General features: G+C 47.2%; 20 protein-coding genes, 3 tRNA genes, 1 pseudogene and 1 other annotated feature. Of the genes and pseudogenes, 13 read left to right on the top strand and 11 right to left on the bottom strand.

Annotated features, from left to right (window positions below):
* Nucleotides 1-16: 16 nt before the first annotated feature.
* Nucleotides 17-1,063, bottom strand: a complete 1,047-nt coding sequence (locus DW931_RS09460; protein WP_118626951.1) for an ABC transporter substrate-binding protein — start codon at nucleotides 1,061-1,063, stop codon at nucleotides 17-19.
* A gap of 189 nt (nucleotides 1,064-1,252) precedes the next feature.
* Nucleotides 1,253-1,503: a binding site (T-box leader), on the bottom strand.
* Between the two features lie 286 nt (nucleotides 1,504-1,789).
* On the opposite strand from DW931_RS09460, the gene DW931_RS09455 reads away from it, so the two are divergent.
* Nucleotides 1,790-1,862, top strand: a tRNA-Phe gene (locus DW931_RS09455).
* Between the two features lie 22 nt (nucleotides 1,863-1,884).
* A tRNA-Gly gene (locus DW931_RS09450) sits at nucleotides 1,885-1,955 on the top strand.
* A gap of 202 nt (nucleotides 1,956-2,157) precedes the next feature.
* Here DW931_RS09450 and DW931_RS09445 read toward each other — a convergent pair.
* Nucleotides 2,158-3,087, bottom strand: coding sequence for a transposase (locus DW931_RS09445; RefSeq protein ID WP_227589467.1), 930 nt, complete (start codon nucleotides 3,085-3,087; stop codon nucleotides 2,158-2,160).
* Nucleotides 3,088-3,164: 77 nt separating this feature from the next.
* On the opposite strand from DW931_RS09445, the pseudogene DW931_RS09440 reads away from it, so the two are divergent.
* Nucleotides 3,165-3,281 (top strand): annotated as a pseudogene (locus DW931_RS09440) (IS3 family transposase); the annotation flags it as partial.
* A 246-nt stretch (nucleotides 3,282-3,527) separates the two neighbouring features.
* Here DW931_RS09440 and DW931_RS09435 read toward each other — a convergent pair.
* The 7 genes from DW931_RS09435 to DW931_RS09395 all read right to left on the bottom strand — a co-directional run bounded on the left by DW931_RS09435 (nucleotide 3,528) and on the right by DW931_RS09395 (nucleotide 9,190).
* Nucleotides 3,528-3,839 carry a hypothetical protein gene (locus DW931_RS09435; RefSeq protein WP_118468855.1) on the bottom strand — a complete coding sequence of 104 codons (312 nt, stop codon included), beginning with the start codon at nucleotides 3,837-3,839 and terminating at the stop codon, nucleotides 3,528-3,530.
* Nucleotides 3,840-4,649: 810 nt separating this feature from the next.
* Nucleotides 4,650-4,958, bottom strand: coding sequence for a hypothetical protein (locus DW931_RS09420; RefSeq protein WP_118482511.1), 309 nt, complete (start codon nucleotides 4,956-4,958; stop codon nucleotides 4,650-4,652).
* Between the two features lie 192 nt (nucleotides 4,959-5,150).
* Nucleotides 5,151-6,284, bottom strand: coding sequence for an SLC13 family permease (locus tag DW931_RS09415; protein ID WP_118482510.1), 1,134 nt, complete (start codon nucleotides 6,282-6,284; stop codon nucleotides 5,151-5,153).
* 104 nt (nucleotides 6,285-6,388) lie between these two features.
* Nucleotides 6,389-6,461, bottom strand: a tRNA-Gly gene (locus DW931_RS09410).
* Nucleotides 6,462-6,611: 150 nt separating this feature from the next.
* Complete coding sequence (locus DW931_RS09405) at nucleotides 6,612-7,244, bottom strand: YitT family protein (RefSeq protein WP_227589468.1); 633 nt, start codon at nucleotides 7,242-7,244, stop codon at nucleotides 6,612-6,614.
* Nucleotides 7,245-7,440: 196 nt separating this feature from the next.
* On the bottom strand, nucleotides 7,441-8,595 hold the full coding sequence (locus tag DW931_RS09400) for a transposase (protein ID WP_347559439.1): 1,155 nt from the start codon (nucleotides 8,593-8,595) through the stop codon (nucleotides 7,441-7,443).
* Entirely contained in the window at nucleotides 8,543-9,190 is a 648-nt protein-coding gene (locus tag DW931_RS09395) for an IS607 family transposase (RefSeq protein WP_182426664.1), read from the bottom strand. The genes DW931_RS09400 and DW931_RS09395 overlap by 53 nt, the downstream gene beginning before the upstream one ends.
* Nucleotides 9,191-9,409: 219 nt before the next feature.
* Here DW931_RS09395 and DW931_RS09390 point away from each other — a divergent pair, with 219 nt between their 5' ends.
* Both DW931_RS09390 and DW931_RS09385 read left to right on the top strand, forming a co-directional pair.
* A complete protein-coding gene (locus DW931_RS09390; RefSeq protein ID WP_118626949.1) occupies nucleotides 9,410-10,300 on the top strand; it encodes a DMT family transporter in 891 nt (296 codons plus the stop codon).
* Nucleotides 10,301-10,437: 137 nt separating this feature from the next.
* Complete coding sequence (locus DW931_RS09385) at nucleotides 10,438-11,247, top strand: hypothetical protein (RefSeq protein WP_118481959.1); 810 nt, start codon at nucleotides 10,438-10,440, stop codon at nucleotides 11,245-11,247.
* A gap of 216 nt (nucleotides 11,248-11,463) precedes the next feature.
* Here the strand turns inward: DW931_RS09385 and DW931_RS09380 are convergent, their stop codons facing one another.
* Both DW931_RS09380 and DW931_RS09375 read right to left on the bottom strand, forming a co-directional pair.
* Complete coding sequence (locus DW931_RS09380) at nucleotides 11,464-12,174, bottom strand: response regulator transcription factor (protein ID WP_118471578.1); 711 nt, start codon at nucleotides 12,172-12,174, stop codon at nucleotides 11,464-11,466.
* A gap of 1 nt (nucleotide 12,175) precedes the next feature.
* Entirely contained in the window at nucleotides 12,176-13,441 is a 1,266-nt protein-coding gene (locus DW931_RS09375; protein ID WP_117796528.1) for a DUF4118 domain-containing protein, read from the bottom strand.
* A 295-nt stretch (nucleotides 13,442-13,736) separates the two neighbouring features.
* Here DW931_RS09375 and DW931_RS09370 point away from each other — a divergent pair, with 295 nt between their 5' ends.
* From DW931_RS09370 to DW931_RS09335, 8 genes are all read left to right on the top strand, one after another.
* Nucleotides 13,737-14,609: a methionyl aminopeptidase gene (locus tag DW931_RS09370; protein WP_118481960.1), complete on the top strand. Its 873-nt coding sequence runs from the start codon at nucleotides 13,737-13,739 to the stop codon at nucleotides 14,607-14,609.
* Nucleotides 14,610-15,032: 423 nt separating this feature from the next.
* Entirely contained in the window at nucleotides 15,033-15,974 is a 942-nt protein-coding gene (locus tag DW931_RS09365) for an AEC family transporter (protein ID WP_117796527.1), read from the top strand.
* 337 nt (nucleotides 15,975-16,311) lie between these two features.
* Nucleotides 16,312-16,620 (top strand): hypothetical protein, encoded by a 309-nt coding sequence (locus DW931_RS09360; RefSeq protein ID WP_107000830.1) that lies wholly within the window; start codon nucleotides 16,312-16,314, stop codon nucleotides 16,618-16,620.
* 19 nt (nucleotides 16,621-16,639) lie between these two features.
* On the top strand, nucleotides 16,640-18,655 hold the full coding sequence (locus DW931_RS09355; protein WP_118469032.1) for a V-type ATP synthase subunit I: 2,016 nt from the start codon (nucleotides 16,640-16,642) through the stop codon (nucleotides 18,653-18,655).
* A gap of 2 nt (nucleotides 18,656-18,657) precedes the next feature.
* Complete coding sequence (locus tag DW931_RS09350) at nucleotides 18,658-19,125, top strand: V-type ATP synthase subunit K (RefSeq protein ID WP_022358667.1); 468 nt, start codon at nucleotides 18,658-18,660, stop codon at nucleotides 19,123-19,125.
* A gap of 45 nt (nucleotides 19,126-19,170) precedes the next feature.
* Nucleotides 19,171-19,764 (top strand): V-type ATP synthase subunit E, encoded by a 594-nt coding sequence (locus DW931_RS09345; RefSeq protein ID WP_118469034.1) that lies wholly within the window; start codon nucleotides 19,171-19,173, stop codon nucleotides 19,762-19,764.
* A 27-nt stretch (nucleotides 19,765-19,791) separates the two neighbouring features.
* Nucleotides 19,792-20,766 (top strand): V-type ATPase subunit, encoded by a 975-nt coding sequence (locus DW931_RS09340; RefSeq protein WP_118469036.1) that lies wholly within the window; start codon nucleotides 19,792-19,794, stop codon nucleotides 20,764-20,766.
* On the top strand, nucleotides 20,759-21,079 hold the full coding sequence (locus DW931_RS09335; protein WP_107000826.1) for a V-type ATP synthase subunit F: 321 nt from the start codon (nucleotides 20,759-20,761) through the stop codon (nucleotides 21,077-21,079). The genes DW931_RS09340 and DW931_RS09335 overlap by 8 nt, the downstream gene beginning before the upstream one ends.

Genomic DNA, 21,079 nt, shown 5'->3' with positions numbered 1-21,079 from the left:
GCCGGATGAGGATGCATTAGTCCTCGGTGGTTTTAACCTCTACAACATCGCCAAAGTCCTTAAATACAGCTGTGTCGATATTCAGGGCTTTGGCAGTCTCGGTATTTACGGTTACGATGCCGCCTTCTGCGGTGTAGTAGTCTTCCATACCGTCCATGCCTTCGGTGATTGCCTGATAAGCAAGATCAGCGGTCTGTGCACCAAGGTCCGTGTAGTTGACGCCGCAGGTAGCAAATGCGCCGTTGCGGACGAAGGAATCAGCGCCGGTATAGTGCGGGATGCCTGCAGCAGCCAGATCCTTGAAGATAGCCAGCTCAGCTGCCATGATGACATTGTCGGTAGGAGTGAAGATAGCGTCTACTTTGTCAGCAACCAGGGAGGAAGCAGCGGTGATAACTTCGTCGTTGGTGTTTGCAGTCTGCTCGGTGTAGGAGATGCCTTTTTCATCTAAGTATGCCTTTGCATCCGCGATCGGTTTGGTTGAGTTTGCCTCGGATAAGGAGTATAAAAGACCTACATTTTTAACATCTGGGTTTGCGGCAAACATCATATCCATGATTTTCTTAGTGTTCAGCGCATCGCTGGTACCGGTTACATAGTCGATGCCGGTCAGCTCAGCGGCTTCCGGATCGGAAACAGCGGCGTAGACAACCGGTGTCTGGGTCTGCTGTGCGGATACGGTCGCTACCTGTGCAGCCAGGGTTGCAATCGGGATGATGGCGTCAACACCGTCAGCAACCGCCTGATCACCAATCTGCTTTAAGGTTGTCTGGTCATTCTGGCCGGAGTACAGTTCGTAGTGAATGGTTACATTGTTATCCTCGGCGATTTTATCTAACTCTGCCTCGACTGCATTTGCAATCTCATCGAGGGAAGCGTGGTCGAGCTGTTTGACAATCGCTACATTATAAATTTCTTTGTCCGCGGAAGCTTCCTGAGAGCTTTCGGCGGTGGTGTCTGCTTCGGAAGCGTTGTTGGATGTGCTGGAAGAGCATCCTGCGGTTGTCAGTGTCAGGGCTGCGGTGCATCCAAGTGCAAATAATTTTTTCAGATTCTTTTTCATAGTCATTTTCTCCATTCTTTATTCTTATTTTGATATTTGTTTTGGATGGCAGATGTATCAGTCTGCCTTGCCGGAGCAGAGTAAAGAATGTGTCTGGAAAGAAGATTCTCTTTGGTTTGGCGCCGCGCGCCGTGATGAAAGATTTTACTGAGAATGTTTCCAGAAACTAAAAAACGCCTCTGTCCCCATACATGGGACAAAAGCGTAAACTTCTGCGATACCACCCAAATTGACATTCATGAAAATGTCCACTCGCTTACACGTACCATCATACGTGCCCCGATGGATAACGGGTGGGGTCCCGTCAGCCCCTACTGAAACAATCGTTCAAGGCTGCCCTCGGAAGTCCATTCACTGACGGTAAGGCGTTCCGTTTCCACCATCCGGAACTCTCTGTGGCGATACATAGGTCAGATACTCCTCTTCCTCATCGGTTTATCTGTGTTCTTCGTTACATGCATTATAAACACACCCAAAAGGATTTGTCAACCATCAAAATCAAAAAGATGCAGGAAAATGAAAAAGAGTCGGTTTTTCCATTGTTTACGGAAAATTTGGAGATGAAGATGTGGACGCTGGCTGTGCGGCAGGAACAGCAAGTTGAAAAAGTTTTTGAAAAAATTTAGAAAAGTAGAAAAAAATAGTTGACATTTAAAAGACTCTCTAGTATAATAACTCATGTCGCTGAACAAGAGCGAACATGAGAATCACAGGATTCCTCAGGATGCCCAGATAGCTCAGTTGGTAGAGCAGAGGACTGAAAATCCTCGTGTCACTGGTTCGATTCCGGTTCTGGGCATTACAATTTCATAATTTATCATGCGGGTGTAGTTCAATGGTAGAACACCAGCCTTCCAAGCTGGATACGTGGGTTCGATTCCCATCACCCGCTTTTTCTTTTGTCACGTTTCGTTTTTGCGGGACGTGTTTTTTGTGTAATAGGAAATTCCTTGGAATCCCCTATTACACAAAAAGGGCGTGTGAAAAAATGAGAAATCATTTTTTACACGCTCTTTTAGACTAAAAAATTATAAACGAAGTAGTCTCTAAAAGCGCATTTCCCCCTTACCCCATAAATTTGTTGATTTTCAAATCTATGCAGCTGATTTTATTTTCATCTGTTTGTTGTGGAATTTATAAAGATTGTGTCCCAGTGAAACAAGGTATACTTCAAGTTGAACGGATTTTATCCCTCTTCGCACAATCCGTTTATACCAGCGGTCATTTTTTATAATACCAAAAGTACCTTCTGCCTGGATGGAACGGTTCATTCTAAGCAGCGCACCCTGGATACTCTCAAGGTTTTGAATCACTTCCTGATGCATCTTTGTTAGTTCCTGATTGACACGCACGGTACGGTTTCCTTCTCCCTTTTTACATTTTTCTACGTAAGGACATCCACTGCAGTCTTCGCACTGATAGATTTCCTCTTCCCGTCCATACGCGTTTCCTTTTATTGCCTTACGGTACTGCAAATGGAGTCCCTTTCCGTTAGGGCACCGCATTTTTCCATCTCCGTCGATCTTGAAATTAACTGCCCGGAATGGGTCTTCATGATAGTTTCTGTTGGTGGTTTCTTTCTTAAACATTGGGAATTTCATATATTTTTCCAGCCCATTCTGTTCACAGAAAATATAGTTATTATACGAGCCGTAACCGGCATCCGCTACCGGATATTTGGGGTAGAATCCATAAATATCATGGAACTTATTCATGAGGGGGATGAAACAGTCCATATCTGAACGGTATTGGTTCACATCAACAACCGCTATATACTCATCCGCCACACCGACCTGGACATTATACGCCGGGAGTAGCTGGTCATTTCCCATATAGTCTTTTTTGATTCGCATGAAAGTAGCGGAATGATCAGTCTTGGAATAGCTATTGCGTCCATCTCCACAGATTTGGATCTTTTCTACATATTCATTCAGCTTTGACAGATATTCCTTAAGTTTTTCATAATGGCGCTGCTGGACGGACTTTCGATGTCCTTTACCAGCGACAAACGTTGTTTCATCCAACTGCCAGATTTCTACGTATTTCGATGCGGCTTCCTTTAAGTATTCTGGCGAGTATTCCGTATTAATACTAAACTTACGAGGAATTAAAATCTGAAATAGAACGTTTTATAAAATACTACAATGAGAAACGAATAAAAGAAAAGTTAGGATGGAGGAGTCCTGTCCAATACCGACTCCATCTTTTAACTGCATAAAGAAAAACGAGACGACCGAAGTCGTCTCGTAAAAGTCTAACTTTGAGGGGGCACCTCACATTATGAATCCTTGGTCCTTCTTTTTTATAGGCTATGTTTTTTCACAGCCCCTGTTTTTTTTAATGCACCCTTCTCATCTGATGAAAAGAATTTATTCTATCTTCACAAATGCCTTTCGCTCTTTCTAAAACATATCTTACTGCAATAGAAAAGCGTCCTCTGCTTTTATACAGGGACGCTTTTCTATTACCAGTCATCTATTTTTCTAGCGAGCCCTGTTGGTATAAACCACCACATAACTAATAAAATTATAAGTATTACATCCGCTACCTTCCCTAAAAATTGCAAAGGAATCATAGCAAATCCTATAATAGGTAACGTTAATACTTGGATTATATATTGTACTAATTCCCCCAATGAGAAAGAGCCAAAAAACTTCGGCGGCGGATCGTCATAAGGAAATTTTTCACGAAAATCATAAGGATAGAGTAAATGTTTAATATACAATACGACTGCAGTAATTATAACACATTCCGGGTAAAACATTATATATTTCATATTCCGTTATATCCCCGCATAGTCAGAAAAGCGCAGTGCGTACCTGCCACTATAGCCGTACTGTAACGATGCACTTCCGTACTATTGGAAGCTCGTCCTTGAGTTGATTCACTTGCAAAAGTCGATGCAGCAGTTGAGCACATTATGATACTCAATGTTAAGCCAAATGCAACAAAACGCCTGAAAGTTTTCATTTAATTTCCTCCTCTTAATCCTGGTTTATTTGTATTAATGATATTGTATTTTTTATATTCCGTCAAGCGTCTTATTGCATTATCAAAATTCTGAAATATTTTATAATAAACCTATTTTATCTATTTTTTGTGGTGGGCTACGTCCCTTGTTTACTATATTTTTGGAGATGATCTGAATCACCATAATGGCAAGATAGTACCGGAAAATATGGCCATCTATCAAGCGAGGGGCACATACTTACAGAAGCAATCTATACAGAGGCAACTATCTTTGACTCTAATAAAGCATCTGTAAAAACCGAAGACGGCTCTGAATATGATATGCTCCGCTGTCACAAAACCAAAAGCGGAGGACTTAGAAAGCGCAGGGCATGGAAGAAGAAAGGAAAAGAGCTTGTGACCGGAGAAAAAAGGGGTTCCCTGGGGAACTGATTGGCAAAGGGGATCCAGATTATCCTCTTTCGGCGCGTTTTCAGACAGTCTCCAGACTGTCAGCGCCAGTGGGTGGGAGTGGGCACCGAACCGCGGATGCGGGCAGTCGGAATGGTACTAAAAAAGAACCGTCCATAGAGTTGTACTAAAAAAGCGGGAGAAAAACCCTCGCTTTTTGTTTGCACTATTTGCTCAGTTCTGCCTGCCGCGTGAGTACCATTCTGAAAGCTTGTTTCACCACTCGATCGAAAGCATCCCTGTCCATGACACACAGTTTATACAATATATCCGTGGCTCCAATCATCATTCCATATGCGATATCCGCCTCCGTGCTGCTAGGCGCGCCCTGGATACTATGCAAAAAGTCGTAACAGATGGGGCGTGCCAGGTCGTACATGCGGTCCTGCAATTCTGATGCAGATGGAACGCCATCCCAGAGCTGCGCGATATCTGCCTCAATGAGACGGGTAATCTGCTCATGCTTATCTGCCAAAGGTGGTAAGATACGTCTTTGTAAAGTGAAGCTAAGTTACAACGATTTATTTGCTAACAAGGAATGGTATGTACTGGTGGAACATGATGCGTGGATACATCAGGTGCCGGCAAATGTTATGTGCACTTTTGAAATAAGAGAACTGCAAAATGGAATCATTGAATTGTTTATCGTATCACACGCCCTTTTTTATCAGATGCTATAAAAAACCAGAAAATATACCGCCATCAGGACTGCTAGAAATCCCGCATTTGCAATCGTGAACCAGCGGAAGTAGATTCCTTTTTTCTCTGGGCAGGAGCGGACGATATATTTGTAAGAAATAAGACTCGCCATGGATGCGATCAGGGTGCCGAGACCGCCGAGGTTAGTTCCGATCAGAAGGGAAACTCCTTTTTCGGTAAATCCGGACAACAGGATGGCGGCCGGAACGTTGCTGATTACTTGGCTGGCCAGAACGGAGACTATCACTTCGTGTCCCGTGATCATACTGGAAAGCAGGGAGCTTACCGCAGGAATGTGTTTCAGATTCCCGATGAAGATGAAGAATCCGATAAAAGTCAGGATGAGAGAGTAATCTACCTGACAGAAGATCTTCGGGTCTGCCAGACAGCCAATCGCCAGAATGCAGATAAACAGGATTGGAAGCGGCAGAAGACCGGCTACGGTGCAAAGGCACAGGAAAAACATTCCCAGACAGCAGAAAAGGCAGCGTTTAGGAAAGGTCTCATCGGAGGTTGTAGCTCTACCGGCAGTATCTAGTGAGATAGTCTCCCTTGGTGTAAACATTGTGACGAGCAGCAGCAAAACTAATGAAAGCAGCGAAAATGGACCGATGCTCCGGATAAATGTATCAAGTGAAAGCTCAAAGTGGGAATACAGATACAGATTCTGGGGATTCCCTACCGGAGTTGTCATGCTGCCGAGATTGGCTGCCAGTGTCTGGCAGACGACAACCGGAACGATCCGGTCTTTGCGGTTTACCATCCGCAGTAGTTCCAGAGCAAATGGAACGAAGGTAATTAAGGCCACATCGTTGGTGATCAGCATGCTGGAAAAGAAACACAGAAGAATCAGAAGCTGTTCCAGCTGCCTGAGTGAATGGATTCGAAGCAGCAGTAATTCCCCGAGCTGTCGAAAGAAACCGATGTTTTGGAGGCCTGTGGTTGCTGTCATCAGGCCAAAGAGCAGGATCAGTGTGTGCAGATCCAGATATCCCAGGTATCCGGCAGACGGTGGTATGATAAACATGGAAAGGACAGCCAGAGCCAGGGCGATGGTTAAAACGGTATCCTTTTTGAGAAAAGAACTTACTTTTTGTATCATGGTAAAATACTCCCTTGAAAAAGAAAAAGTGTAACTGTGACCAGTAACGAAAATAGCGGAAACCCTCATGAAAATGAAAAAGGTTTCCGCTATAAAATAAAAAGAGCGCGAGACGGGACTCGAACCCGCGGCCTCGACCTTGGCAAGGTCGCGCTCCACCAACTGAGCCACTCGCGCATTTCTGAAGCATCGCTTCAACGAGTTATATATTATCACAGGTCGGTTGATTTGGCAAGGGTTTTTTTGAAAAAAATCAAAAAATATAGAAAATTCTTGTTGCTCTATAGGTCAGGTACTTTTGGAACCAAGAGAGCCGTATGAAACCGATCAAGTTTCCATATTGTTCACTGGATGTGTTCCCACGGTTTGCACAAACCCGATGATCTGTCCGGACAGAAGAACCGTGAGGATGGAGTATGCCATGCGGTTTAACGGAATGTAGCTCAGTGAAAGCACCAGTACAGCAAAATCGGACAGGAGGTAGATCCACTGGATTTTGATGTGCGTCACGTGGGAAAGGCTCATCGCAAGCGCATCGTCTCCGCCCGGGGCACCGCCGATCCGCACGCAGAGCCCGGCACCGACGCCGACGAAGATTGCGCCGAGCAGGGATGCGGCAAGCGGCATATCGGCAAGCTGCGGCCACAGGGGCGGAAACTGCTCACAGATCCGGTAAGACAGGGAGAAGCTGGCGCTGGAAAGAATGGAGTAGGCGATGAACTGCCGCCCCAGAAGTTTCCATCCCATCGCGTAGCAGGCGAGGTTCATGACGAAGCCGGATACGGATGGGGAGATATGGAACCAGTGATCAAGCAGAAGCGTCATTCCTAAGACACCGCCCTCGGTGACACCGGAAAAGGAATGGACATGGTACAGCCCAAATGCCAGAAATGCACTGCCAAACAGTGCAATCAGGCAGGATTTTAGTTTTAAATCGAGGGAATGGAATAATTTCAGCAAAATAACAGGTTGCCACTCAAAATGTGTGTAAATATACTCACATCGAGATGTTGTAAGTTCTCACGAACATTACTTACTGCTTCATCGTATATGCTTTTACAATCTGTAAACAGATATGCTACTCACAAGTTCTTGTATACTCCACAGTCGTTAATTCCCGAAATAGCCTTCGGTACATACTTACATTTGCTTTTCATTATGCAATCTTGTAAGTTTTAGCATCTTTCAAATTAAGTGCCGCATTGAGATCCCTATCTACAACATAGCTACAATCACATCTATAGATTCTATCTGAAAGTTTTAAATCTTTCTTTATAGAACCGCAACAATGACATAGTTTAGAAGATGGATAAAATCTATCTACAACCCTAAGTTCAATATTGTTATCATCACATTTGCTTTTCAGTGTAGTTCTAAACTCGTAGAATTTCTGTGATGCAACAGCTTTAGAAAGATGCCTGTTCTTCATCATACCTGACACATTCAAATCTTCAATCGTTATATAAGATGGTTTGGTTTTCACTATCTCAGCAATTATCTTATTGATGTAATCAGTATGGATATTATCCAGTCTATGATAAAGTTTCTGTACTTTGAGCTTTTGCTTTTGTATATTTGCTCTTTGAGTGGACTCTCCTTTCTTTAAATATTTATATTTACGAGAGAGACATCTTTGCTCTCTTCGTAGTTGTTTTTCAAGTTTCTTTAATCTTGCTGATTTATTAATGTTCTTGTACGTCTTTCCGTTTGAAACAATAGCAAAATTTTTTAAGCCTAAGTCTATCCCAATGCCATCATTATTACTGCTATCAATAAGCATATCAGGAATCTCTACAAGAACGGATACGTAGTATCTACCAGCTTTAATAGATACCGTACCGCTTTTAATTACATACCCATCTTTTGTCGTAGGAATATATCCTTTTTCTTTGATACGAACCCAACCAAGTGATGGAATATTAATTCTGTGTCTTTCGCATCGGCAATCCTTTGGATTATTCTTTACGAAATACATCTTCACATCAGATTTGCCTTTCTTTTTAAAATTAGGAAAAGCACTTTGATGTTTGAAAAATCTGGTAAATGCGATACAACCATTTTCGATTGAACGCTTTACAGATTTTGAACTGACTTCCTTAATCCATAGCTTATCTGGATTTTTGGGAAGATACTCATTGTTCAGCCAGACACTAAAACTTTTACCACTCATAAACTTTTCTCCATTGTCATGAAGCTCTTTGTTGTGAGCGAGATAGAAGTTGTAAATATATCTACAAGTTCCTATTGTTTTACGGATCTTAACTTTCTGCTCCTCTGTCGGATTTATTTCCGTTTTGAAGCTCTTTAGCAATTTCCACATCCCTTTCTATTTGTTTTTTATACTTACGAAGTCCGTACAACCTACAAGAGAACGCATGGAGTATTGAAACAATATCCTGCACGAGTTCTTCTTGTGGTGATAGTTCTTCATTGTTCACTACCACTATGGTCGTATTAAACTTTGTACAGAATTTTTCAAACCAGTCGTAACCAAATCTGATAAATCTATCTTTGTGAGTTACGATTATGGTTTTGATTTTTTGTTCCATCACTTCATCTAATAATTCGTTCCACTTTTTACGATTGTAATTAAGACCACTTCCATAATCTTCAATGCACTGGTCTACAATAATACCTTTCGCATTACAAAACTGTCGTAAAAATGCAACTTGGTTTTGTAAATCATCTTTTTGATTTTTTGTAGATACCCTGGTATAAATAACTACCTGACGTTGGTCATCTTCAGTATTTATTCCTTTGAATTGCAGATATTGGTCATAAGTGTAATAACGTCTATCAGTTGGAGTTCGGTTTGCCTTTAGAGTTCCTTCTCTATCCCAACGCTGTAATGTTTTTACGGATACACCTAACAGTTCAGCAAAATCTTTTGGCTTGTAATTTGTGATATTTGATGTGTTCATAATAATTTACTCCTTTGAGTATATTTAAACACATTTAATCATGTTAGTCAATAAATTCGATTACTTAATATGCTCTCCTTACAAATGATAGTGTTGTTAAAGGTTTCTTTATTTTAGTATGGAAACAAATTTGTGTCAAGAATAGACAAAAATGTGGGATGTGCGTATACTGGAAGATAGGAAGACGGAAAGGGGAATGAAAACATGGTAGAAAATCATCCGGACACCCGGAAGCAGGAATACCGCGGAATTGCCTGCCTGGTGCTGTCTGCGTTCTGTTTTGCGCTGATGAGTATGTTTGTACATTTGGCGGGCGATCTGCCGTCGATGCAGAAGAGTTTTTTTCGCAATCTTGTGGCGGCGCTGGCAGCGGTTGTTTTGCTTTTGCGGGCGGGAGAGCCGTTTCGTATCCGCAGGGGAAATCTGCCGTATTTTCTGATGCGGTCAATTTTCGGCACGATGGGAGTGCTGTGTAACTTTTATGCGGTGGATCATCTGGTGCTGGCGGACGCATCGATTCTAAATAAAATGTCGCCGTTTTTTACAGTGCTGTTCAGCTGGCTGATCTTAAAGGAAAAAGTTATGCCAATTCAGCTTTCGCTGATCTTCGGTGCGTTTCTCGGCAGTATATTCGTGGTAAAGCCGACATTCTCCAATCTGGCACTTGTGCCGTCGCTGCTGGGCTTTTTCGGCGGCATCTGCGCGGGCGCGGCGTACACGATGGTGCGGAAACTGGGAGAGGCAGGAGAAAAGGGACCGGTGATCGTGCTGTTTTTCTCGGTATTTTCCTGTGTGGTTGTGCTGCCGTGGCTGATTTTTGACTATCATCCGATGACCTGGCAGCAGATGGGGATCCTGCTTTTGGCGGGCTGCGCGGCGGCGGGCGGACAGTTTGCGATCACGGCGGCATACCGCTATGCCCCGGCGAGCCGTATTTCCATCTACGATTATTCGCAGCTGATCTTCTCGACGATGCTCGGTTTCTTCATCTTCGGGCAGGTGCCGGACGGCTGGAGTTTCCTAGGATATGGAATTATCTGCCTGATGGCAATTTTCATGTTTGTGTATAACAATCGGAAGGAAAAGTGCCCGTAGATACGCTTTACAAGCGTTGTCAAATTATATATACTGGAGATAAAGCCGGTGTGAGTTCCATGTTTCAGAGAATAAAGTTCTGGAATAAAGTGGATTGCCGACATGGTTCGAAAAATGGTTTACAGGAGGGAATAGGAATGAAAAAATTAGCAACCGCACTTGTGAGTGCAGCAGCCATTATGACAATGTCAACAACCGCATTTGCAGCTGAAAATCCGGCGGAAGTATTTGACCGGGTGATGGAGAAGAACAATACGATTCAGTCTGTGGAGATTCAGAGCGGCGTCCATTCGGTCGTACTTGCAAGGGATGTCATTCCGGACGGTCAGATGAAAGTTGATATGGCGATGCATGCAGAGATGGATATGCAGGATACCACCGATCTCAAGTACCTGGCACAGGTCGCTTCCTCGATTCTGGGACAGGACAGCTATTCACAGGTTTTTTATACGGACGGATACTATTACGTAGATGCCAACGGTGTCAAACTGAAATATCCGATGCCATTAGAGCAGATCATATCTTCCGTCCAGACCGGAGTCAACACCAGCAATATGGAATCCAGCTATATGAAGGGCATTTCCTTAAACGAGGTCAATGGAAAACGTGTGCTGGCATATGAGGCAAATCCAAAGAAGCTAAACAAGAACGTCAAAGAAGCCCTCGGAACCGTGATGAACACACTCGGCACCGATGTCAATCTGGACATGAACATCCAGGAAATGAAAGGCGCTTACGTGCTGGATGACAACGATTACATTATCTATATGACAAACTATATCGTATACAACATGGAAGTCCTCGACCAGCCGATGACCTGCATTACTCTGATGGAGACCGAAGTCCAGAACCCGGGCGAGCCGGTCGTAGTGACACTTCCATCCACGGATGGCTATGAAGACTTAATTGGTTTATACGATGGAGTCATTGAAAGCGAAGTAGAATAAAAAAACAGACAAAAACAAAAATAGACAATCAAAAGCCAGCGTTCCAATTATCGATTGTACGCATCCCACGCCAGCTGTCCGGCTGGGGCGGACATTTTTGTCCGATCCAGACGAACAGATGTAGCGAAAGCAAGCGAACAATGATAATTGGAGACGCAGGCGGTGCAGATTCCCGGACGCCTCTTTCCGCATCACGACAATCAATCAATCTATCTATTACTGCATCTCATCCTCAATCATCCGATACCCAATCCCGATCTCCGTAAACACATACTGCGGTTCCGCTGGATTCTGCTCCAGTTTCCTTCGAATATGTGCCATATTCACGCGCAGAATACTGTTATCATCGTCCGCATACGGCCCCCAGATATTCGAAATAATCGTATCATACGTCATGACTCTGCCGGAATTCTGTGCCAGCAGGGAGATAATCTTAAACTCGATCTGCGTCAGATGGACATCCCTTCCATCAACCGATACCAGATGTTTTTCAAAATCGATCGTCAGTCCCTTTGCATGGAATGGGCGCTTATAAAGCGGAGAAGCTGTGTTTAGGCGGTTGCTGTGGCGCAGGGCAGTCCGGATGCGCGCGAGAAGCTCGGAGGTGCCGATCGGCTTGGTCAGATAATCATCCGCGCCAAGGTCGAGCGCACGTACCTTTTCCTGTTCCTGCGTGCGGGCGGAGAGGACGATGATCGGGACGCTGGACCAGGTGCGGACCTGGCGGATGATCTCCATGCCGTCCATGTCCGGAAGCCCCAGGTCGAGGAGAATCAGATCCGGGCACTGGGACGTGATGATCGGAAGTGCTTCTTTTCCCGTGTGTGCGGTGGAAATGCGGTAATCCTGTGCGGACAGGGAGGTGGAGATGAAGTCGCAGATGTTTTTTTCATCTTCTACTAATAAAATAGAAAGTTTATGTGTCATGTTATTTGTCCTCCTTTGGAAGGGTAAAGTAAAATTCGGCACCGCGCGTGTGGTTGATTGCCTTGATTTCGCCGCCGTGGGCGAGAATGATCGTTTTACAGATGGAAAGCCCGATTCCCATGCCCTTTCGTCCATCCGGCGAAGTGCTGGTCGTCGAAGAAGAGCCGTCAAAGATGGTTGCCAGCTTCTCCGGCAGGATGCCGACGCCGTAATCGCGCACGTGGAAAATCGCATAGTCGGAAAGTGATTCCACATAGCACTCGATCGGCTCGGTGCTTTCAGCATGGACAACGGCATTTTCCAGCAGGTTGATGAGAACCTGTTCGATGAGGACGGCGTCCATCGGGACCATCAGGAATTCCTCCGGCACGCGCACATGGATATTGGCGTCTGGAAGTCTCTTTTTTAAGCGGATCATCGCCTCGGAGAGAACTTCCTCGACTGGTTCCGAGGTCTTAGTTACCTTTGCCGTCTCATTGTTGATACGCGTGACGGAGAGCAGGTTTTCAACCATGTTTAAGAGCCAGTTAGAGTCCTCAAGAATATGGCGCACCAGCGCATTTTTCTCAACCTCCGGGAGGCTGCTGCCATTTTCCAGATATACGGTACTGGAACCGATGATGCTGGTAAGCGGGGTGCGGAGATCATGGGAGATTGCCCGCAGCAGGTTCGCCCGCATCTTTTCTTTTTCCGCTTCCATCAGCATCTTTTCACGTTCTGCCAGCACGCGCGCCTGTGTTTTCATGTTGCTTGTGATGGCGCTTGTAATGCTGGAAATTGAAAACATTGCCACGAAGGTAATCGGATAGCCGGCCATCGTGAAATCCAGCGCGAAATACGGATACGTGAACAGAAAATTGACGCAGACAACGCCGACAAAGGAGGAGAACAGACCGAAGCTGTATCCGTCCGTAAAACGCGCTACCAAAAAGACCGCCAGAATGTATGTTAGCGCGATGTTGGCAGTCGGATTTTTGAGCGCATGAAAAAAGCAGAACGCGATGATCGTGGCGGTACCCATGAAAAACAGGGTAAGTCCCCAGCTCTGTATGTATGTCGGAAGTGCACAGAATTTTTCAACGATCGGGCGGGTCCGGAACCAATTTTTTAAGGCGTCAATTTTGTGTGGATATGTTTCGCTGCCATTGGAAGTGCTGGTATCCGGAGAGTTGGGTTCGGCTGAACCTTGAAGGCTGCTGGCTGATTCTGTTTTCAGGAAAGTTTCATTGGAAGTTCCAGAAACAGAAGGTTTACTTGAATGTTTCATTTAAATAAAGAAAGTCTCCTTTCAAAAAATTCATATGGATGCTTCTATTATACAATGTTTCTTCTGAAAAATAGAGAGGAAGACTGTTAAAAAGTTGAAAAAATCGTGAAAATTTGGGATAAAAACAGTAACACAATTATTGAGAATCTGGCTGGATAAGGGCGATTTCATTGCATTTTCAGCGTCGGTGTGTTAAACTCCAAACAGTCTCCCGAATGAGGGAAGCAGGCTGACCCGCCTGTTAGAAAGTGACAAACGGGCTGCCGGAGTGCAGGACGAAAGGAATGAAAGTAAGATGAAAAAATTAGGAAGAAATGATCTGTGCTGGTGTGGAAGTGGAAAGAAGTACAAACATTGCCATGAGGCGTTTGACGAGAAGCTGATGGAGGCGGCGGATGCCGGACACCAGATTCCGGATCACGACATGATCAAGACCCCGGAGCAGATCGAGGGGATCCGCGAGAGCTGCAAAATCAATGTGGCAGTTCTGGATTATGTGGCTGAGCATATCAAGGCTGGCGTCACAACCGAGGAGATCGATCAGTGGGTATATAATGAGACGACCCGCATGGGCGGAATCCCGGCGCCGCTTGGCTATGAAGGATTCCCGAAGAGCGTGTGCACATCCATCAATGATCAGGTCTGCCACGGCATTCCGTCAGCAGATGTCGTATTAAAGGATGGCGATATCATCAACGTGGATGTTTCGACCATTTATCACGGCTATTATGCGGATTCTTCCCGTATGTTCTGCATCGGAAATGTCAGCCCGGAATATAAAAAACTGGTGGATGTTGTCAAAGAGTGCGTGGAATTAGGTCTGGAGCAGGTAAAACCGTGGGGCTTCATGGGCGATATGGCGGAAGCGGTCCAGAAGCATGCGGAAGAAAATGGTTATTCTGTGGTTCGAGAGATCGGCGGTCACGGCGTTGGTATCGAGTTCCATGAGGATCCGTGGGTTGGCTATATTGGTCAGAGAGGCACCGGCATGATGTTTGCACCGGGCATGATGTTCACGATCGAGCCGATGATCAACGAGGGAACCGAGGAGGTATTCGTGGATGGCGACGACGACTGGAGTGTATACACGAAGGATGGAAAAGCATCCGCCCAGTGGGAGATCCAGGTGCTGGTAACTGAGGATGGCCATGAGGTGCTTTCCTGGTAGCTTGCAGAGTATATAAAAAGAGACGGCGTCAAACCGTCTCTTTTTTGTACCCAAGGTGGGGTTCTTCACAGCCGAAGGGGGATAAAAGACTGCGAAGAAATATCTATATAAAGGAAATTGTTGTTAGTCGAGCCAGATAACGATTGCGCGCATCTTGTAGTGTCATCTGCCTCATTGATGTTATGCCATTATAATACTGGATAATTGTGTCCATATTTTGACCAATATCTAAAATAAATCTAAACGAGTATTACATAATTCGAAACTTTTTCGGAACTGTTTATGAGGCTGGCACGCTTGAATTTTTCTTGTCGATTTCTTGGATGGGGTATATAATAAATCTGGTGATTAAAGGGGGGCGGCCTGACTGGATAGAAACCGCGTCCAGAACAAAGCAATTAAGAAGAAAGTGGCAGGAATTATATGGAAAATTTTTTATTTGCACTTAATACAGTCCTTCCGTTTCTGCTCTATATCGCATTTGGATATGGAGTCAGGATGTCGGGGCTGGCGGATGAGGATTTTATGAAGCGCCTGAATAAAGTGATCTTTCAGGCATTCTTTCCGATTCTGATGTTTAACAACCTGTATTCCATTCCGGAGGGAATGACATTAAATCTGCGTCTGGTGGCAGTCGCCATTATCAGCGTGCTGCTTTTGCAGGCGGTTCTGCTTGCTGTGGTTCCGCGTCTGGTAAAGGAAAATGAGCGGCGCGGCGTTATCATCCAGGCGATTTACCGCAGCAATTTTGTCCTGTTCGGCATTCCGCTGGCAACCAGCGTGTTCGGTGAGGAGGGAACACTGCTGGCGACGATGATGGTGGCGATCGTGATTCCGGTCTACAACATAACGGCGGTCGTGATTCTGGAATTGTTCCGGGGCGGCAAGGTCCCGGTTTCTGTTTTGATTAAGAATATCTTGAAAAATCCGATGATCCGCGGCGCGCTCCTGGGCTTTATCTTCCATATATTAGGAATTAAACTTCCGGTTTCCGTGGAAGGACCGATCAAGCAGTTTGCCAATCTGACAACGCCGCTGGCACTGTTCGTACTGGGCGGAACGCTGCATTTCAATGCGATCGGCGGCAATCTGAAATATGTGGTTCCGTCGATGACCTTCAAGATGGTGATCCTGCCGGCAGTGATTCTGGCGGTTGCGACGCTGCTCGGCTTTTCCGGTGTGGAACGTTTTGTTTACTTTGAAATGTACGCGACTCCGGTTGCGACGGCGTCCTATGCGATGGCGCAGAACATGGGCGGCGACGGCGAGCTGGCGGGACAGTTTGTCGTGTTGAGCACGGTCGCCTCGGTTGTGACGATCTTTTTGTGGGTCTATTTCCTTAATTCGATCGGGTGGCTCGCATAAAAATAAATATATAATAGGGGACTGCCAGACAGTGGTTTGTGGAAGAGCAACAATTGTCTGGCAGCTTTTTTTGTGGAAACAAACACTGTTTTTCATGAGAACCGAAATTTTTTTTCATAAATTAAGATGTATGTATAATCTTTTCAAAATTAAAACATTTAATAGACAAAACTGATTGAAAAAGTTATAATAGTATACAAATGCGAGAAAACTTATTTATTTTCCATGTGCTTTTGATGCTTCGAATCAGCGAATTGTATGGAATGGGAGGATGTGAAACATAATAAGGATATTGCATTATTGTTGAAAAAAAATTAGGGGAAAAGGTGGTGGTTCAATGATCAAGGAGACGATCCAGGCGGTCGAGGACGCAGAGGCGAAGGCATCGGAACTGGTCGCGCAGGCTTCGGAGGATGCACGCCGCGTTAAGGCGGAGGCGGAGGCAGAAGCGGATCGAATGCTCGCAGATGCACAGAAAAGGGGGAAAGAAGCAGCTGTGAAGCAGGAAGAAGAACTGACTCTCAGAGGGGAGGAGTACGTAAAACAGGCACTGGCAGAAGCCGAGGCGGAGTGTCAGACGCTCAGAGAGACGGCGGACAGACGGAAACCGGAGGTGGTTGACCGGCTCATAGCGGAACTGGTCTAGTGAATGGAGGGATGTAGATATGGCAGTATTGCAGATGCAAAAGCTATGTATCTGTGCCCTGAAGAAGGACCGTAAGTCCCTGATGGAGTTTCTGCAGGCTGCCGGAGTGCTGGAGCTGACAGCGGAGGCGGAGCCGGACGAGGTATTTAAGCGGACGGACACGCTGGAGGATCGGCAGAAGTTTGAGCGGAATGCGGCGACGGCGGATCGCGCATTGGAAGTGCTTGCCGCGGTGGTTCCGGAGGAAACATCGATGCTTGCTGGGCTTGCCGGAAAGCCGCTTGCAAAGGCAGGCGCGTACCGGGAGACGGAGGCGAACGCAGAGGCGCTTTTAGGTCAGGCGGAACGCATTTTGAACCTGCAAAAGCAGATCACGGAGGAAAAGACTGCGGCGCTTAGACTGCTGGCGGAGGCGGAAAGCCTGAAACCGTGGCAGAAGCTGGAGATTCCACTTGCGTATCAGGAGACGAAACGGTGTGCTATCTTAGCTGGCGCGGTCGGCGGAGGCGCTTATACGCAGGAAGAAATTTACGCTTCGGTGGCAAAACAGGAGCCGCAGCTTGAAAAATGGGAGCTGGAGGTTGTCGGAAGCGATGCCGACCAGACCTGCATTGCGGTAATTTGCCTGAAAGAGGACGAGGAGAAGCTGGAGACAGCACTCCGGTCGATTGGATTTGCCCGTCCGGCGCGTCCGGTGGAGGAAGTTCCGGCAGCTTACGCTAAGAAACTCAAAGCGCAAGCGGCAGAGCATGAGGGACGCGCGGCGGCGACGGAAGAAGAACTGAAACAGTGCGCTCCGGCGAGGGAAGATTTGAAACTGTTATCCGACTATTACCGCCTGCGGGCACAGAAGTATGAGGCGCTCGGCGAGATCTTACAGTCGGAAAAAACGTGTATGATCACGGGATTTATCCCGAAGCGCGATGCGAAAGGACTGGAGGAGAAGCTGAATAGCCGGTTTGAACTTGCAGTGGAAAGTTCGGATGTGCCGGAGGATGAGGAAGCACCGGTGCTTCTCTCCAACGGAACCTTCGCGGCGTCGGCGGAGGGCGTGACCGCGTCCTTTGGCTTACCGGCGAAGGGGGAGATGGACCCGACCGGCATCATGGCAGCGTGCTATGTATTTTTGTTTGGTCTGATGCTTTCAGATGCGGCATACGGATTTATTGTATTTTTGATGTGCTTCCTGGCACTTAAGAAATTCCCAAGGATGGAAGAAAACCTGCGGAAATCACTGCGGCTCTTTATGTACTGCGGACTTTCGACCCTGTTCTGGGGCGTCATGTTCGGCGGTTATTTCGGAGATGCGGTGGACATCGTGAGCCGGACATATTTTGGACATACGGTGACGATACCGGCGCTCTGGTTTGTCCCGCTAAATGACCCGATGAAGCTTTTGGTTTATTCGATGTTATTTGGCGTGATTCACTTATTCCTGGGGCTGGGACTGAAAGGATATATGCTCTTAAAGGATGGCAAGGTTGTGGATTTTATCTGCGACGTGGTACTCTGGTACCTCCTGCTTCTGGGGCTGATCCTGATGCTGCTTCCGACGGAACTGTTTGGTTCCATCGCGCAGATGAATATCGTATTCCCGCCGGTGCTTAATTCGCTGGCAAAGGGAATGGCGATCGTGGGCGCGCTGGGAATTCTGGTGATGTCGGCGCGCGACAAGAAGAATCCGCTCCTGCGGCTGGCGCTTGGCGCATATGATTTGTACAATATTACCGGATGGGTGTCGGATGTGCTTTCCTACTCGCGCCTTCTGGCGCTCGGACTGGCAACCGGCGTTATCGCATCGGTTATCAACCAGATGGGAAGTATGGTTGGAAATAATGTATTTGGCGTGATTGTATTTATACTGGTATTCTGCTTCGGACACCTGTTTAACCTAGCGATCAACCTGCTCGGCGCGTATGTGCATACCTGCCGTCTGCAGTACGTCGAGTTTTTCGGAAAGTTCTATGAGGGTGGCGGAAAGGCGTTCCGTCCGTTTAAGCAGATAACAAAATACGTGGAAATCAAGGAGGATTAAATATGAGCGGAATTGTATTTGCATTGTTGGGAGTTGCAGTGGCGGTTATTCTTGCAGGTATGGGTTCAGCCTACGGCGTAGGCGTGGCAGGTCAGGCAGCAGCCGGAGTCGTAACCGAGGATCCGGATAAATTCGCGAAGGTGCTTCTGCTCCAGCTGCTTCCGGGTACCCAGGGTATCTACGGTCTGCTGGTTGGTTTCATCGCTCTTTCTAAGATTGGTCTTCTTGGCGGCGGCGCTGACATGAGCATGTCGATCTCCCAGGGACTCTTATATCTGGCAGCATGCCTTCCGATCGGCGTGGTTGGTCTGGTATCGGCGAGACATCAGGGAAGAACGTCGGTTGCTTCCATCGGTATCGTAGCGAAGAAACCGGAACAGTTTGGTAAAGCGATGCTGTTCCCGGCGATGGTTGAGACCTATGCGATTCTGGCACTTCTGGTTTCGATTCTGGCAATCAATGCACTGTAATCTGGCACGGCGGAAAGAATCAAAATCAGTTAAGGAGTGAAGCGTATGAATGGATTAGATAAGATTATTGCTCAGATCCTTGACGATGCAAAGCAGGAATCCCTTGCGATTCAGGAAAAAGCAGCCGGTGAAGCGGAGACGACCCTTGCGGCAGCCGGTGAAAAGGTAAAAAAGCTGGAGGAAGAGCAGGCGAAATCGGCGGCGCAGCGTGAAAAAAGCTATGAGGAACGGCTTCGTTCTTCGGCGGCGCTAAAGAAGCGCCAGGCGATCCTTGCGGCAAAGCAGGCGATCATCGAGGAAATGCTTGCGGCGGCACACAAGGAGCTGCTGGCAAAGCCGGATGAGGCGTATTTTGCATGGATGGAGCAGCTTCTTTCCCGGTTCGTGACGGATCGGGCAGGAGAAATCTATGTTTCAAAACGTGATTTAGAGCGGATGCCGGATGATTTTCCGGCAAAGATAGAGAAGACGGCGCAGGAAAAGGGCGGAAGCCTGGTACTGAAAAAAGAACCGAGGGAGATCGACGGGGGCTTTGTTCTGGTGTACGGCGGCGTCGAGGAAAATTGTTCTGCCGGGGCGTTGTTTGCGTCGCAGCGGGATGAGCTGGCGGACAAGGTACATGCGATGCTGTTTGGATAACGGCGGGAGAAGGTAAGGAGGGCTTATATGTCTGATACAAAATATGCCTACGCGGTCGCCCGGATCCGGGCACTGGAAAATGGGCTTTTTTCCTCCGCACAGATTGAACAGCTGCTGTCCGTAAAAAGCTACGAGGGGGCGCTGCGTTTCCTGACCGAACACGGCTGGGGGGATGCAGATACACCGCTCAGCGCGGAGGCGATCCTGACCTGGGAGAAGGCGAAATCCTGGGAGACGGTCCGCGACCTTTTGAAGGGCGACGACGCGATCCTGGCAGTGCTTTCCTACGGGGATCTCTACCACAATTTAAAGGCGGCGATCAAGGATGCAGCGGCGCCGGGCAGCCACGGCAATGTCTATTTTGACGACTGCGAGGTGGACGGCGCGCGGATGGCGAAGATCGTGGCGGAAAAGGACTGGCAGGCGCTTCCGGCACATATGCGGGAGGCGGCGAAGGAAGCCAGCGAGACATTTCTGCACACGGGCGACGGGCAGCTCTGCGATATCATTGTTGACCGGGCGGCGCTCGCAGCTATCTATGAGTGCGGAAAGAATGCGTCCGACGCGATCATCCGTGATTATGCCGAGACGACGGTCGCGGTGGCGGATATCAAGATAGCGGTGCGCTCCCAGAAGACGGGAAAACATCTGGATTTTATGCGGCGCGCGATGGCACCGTGCGATAGCTTGAATATCGAGCGCCTGTCACAGGCGGCTCTTGGCGGTGTCGGTGCGATCTGCGAGTATCTGGAAGGAACCCGCTATGCGGGCGGCGCGCAGGCATTAAAGGAATCGCCGTCGGCGTTTGAGCGGTGGTGTGACAATCAGCTGATCGAGACGATCAAGCCGCAGAAATACAACCCGTTTACGGCGGGACCGCTGGTTGCCTATGTGCTGGCGAAGGAAAATGAGATCAAAACGGTCCGTATCATCCTGACCGCCCGTCTGAACGGTCTTGAGGAGGAACAGATTCGGGAAAGGATAAGGGAGATGTATGTATAAGGTTGCAGTAGTCGGAGATTACGACAGCATCTACGGATTTGCGGCGCTGGGACTGGAGACATTTCCGGTGTCCGATGTAAATGAGACGGAGAAAGTATTTCTGGAACTGGCTTCCGGTTCCTATGCGGTGATCTATATCACCGAGGCGGCGGCTGCCGGGATTGAGACAGCCATCGACCGCTACCGGGAACAGCCGCTTCCGTCCGTGATCCTGATTCCGGGTATTTCCGGGAATACGGGAAAGGGCGTGGAGTCGGTCAAGCATTCGGTGGAACAGGCAGTTGGATCGGATATTCTGTTTGGAGATGCATGA

The sequence above is a fragment of the Clostridium sp. AM43-3BH genome, assembly GCF_003479985.1.
Taxonomy (GTDB): domain Bacteria; phylum Bacillota; class Clostridia; order Lachnospirales; family Lachnospiraceae; genus Otoolea; species Otoolea fessa.
The sequence above is the reverse complement of the archived record's forward strand: the minus strand, read 5'-3'. Positions and strand labels throughout refer to the sequence as shown.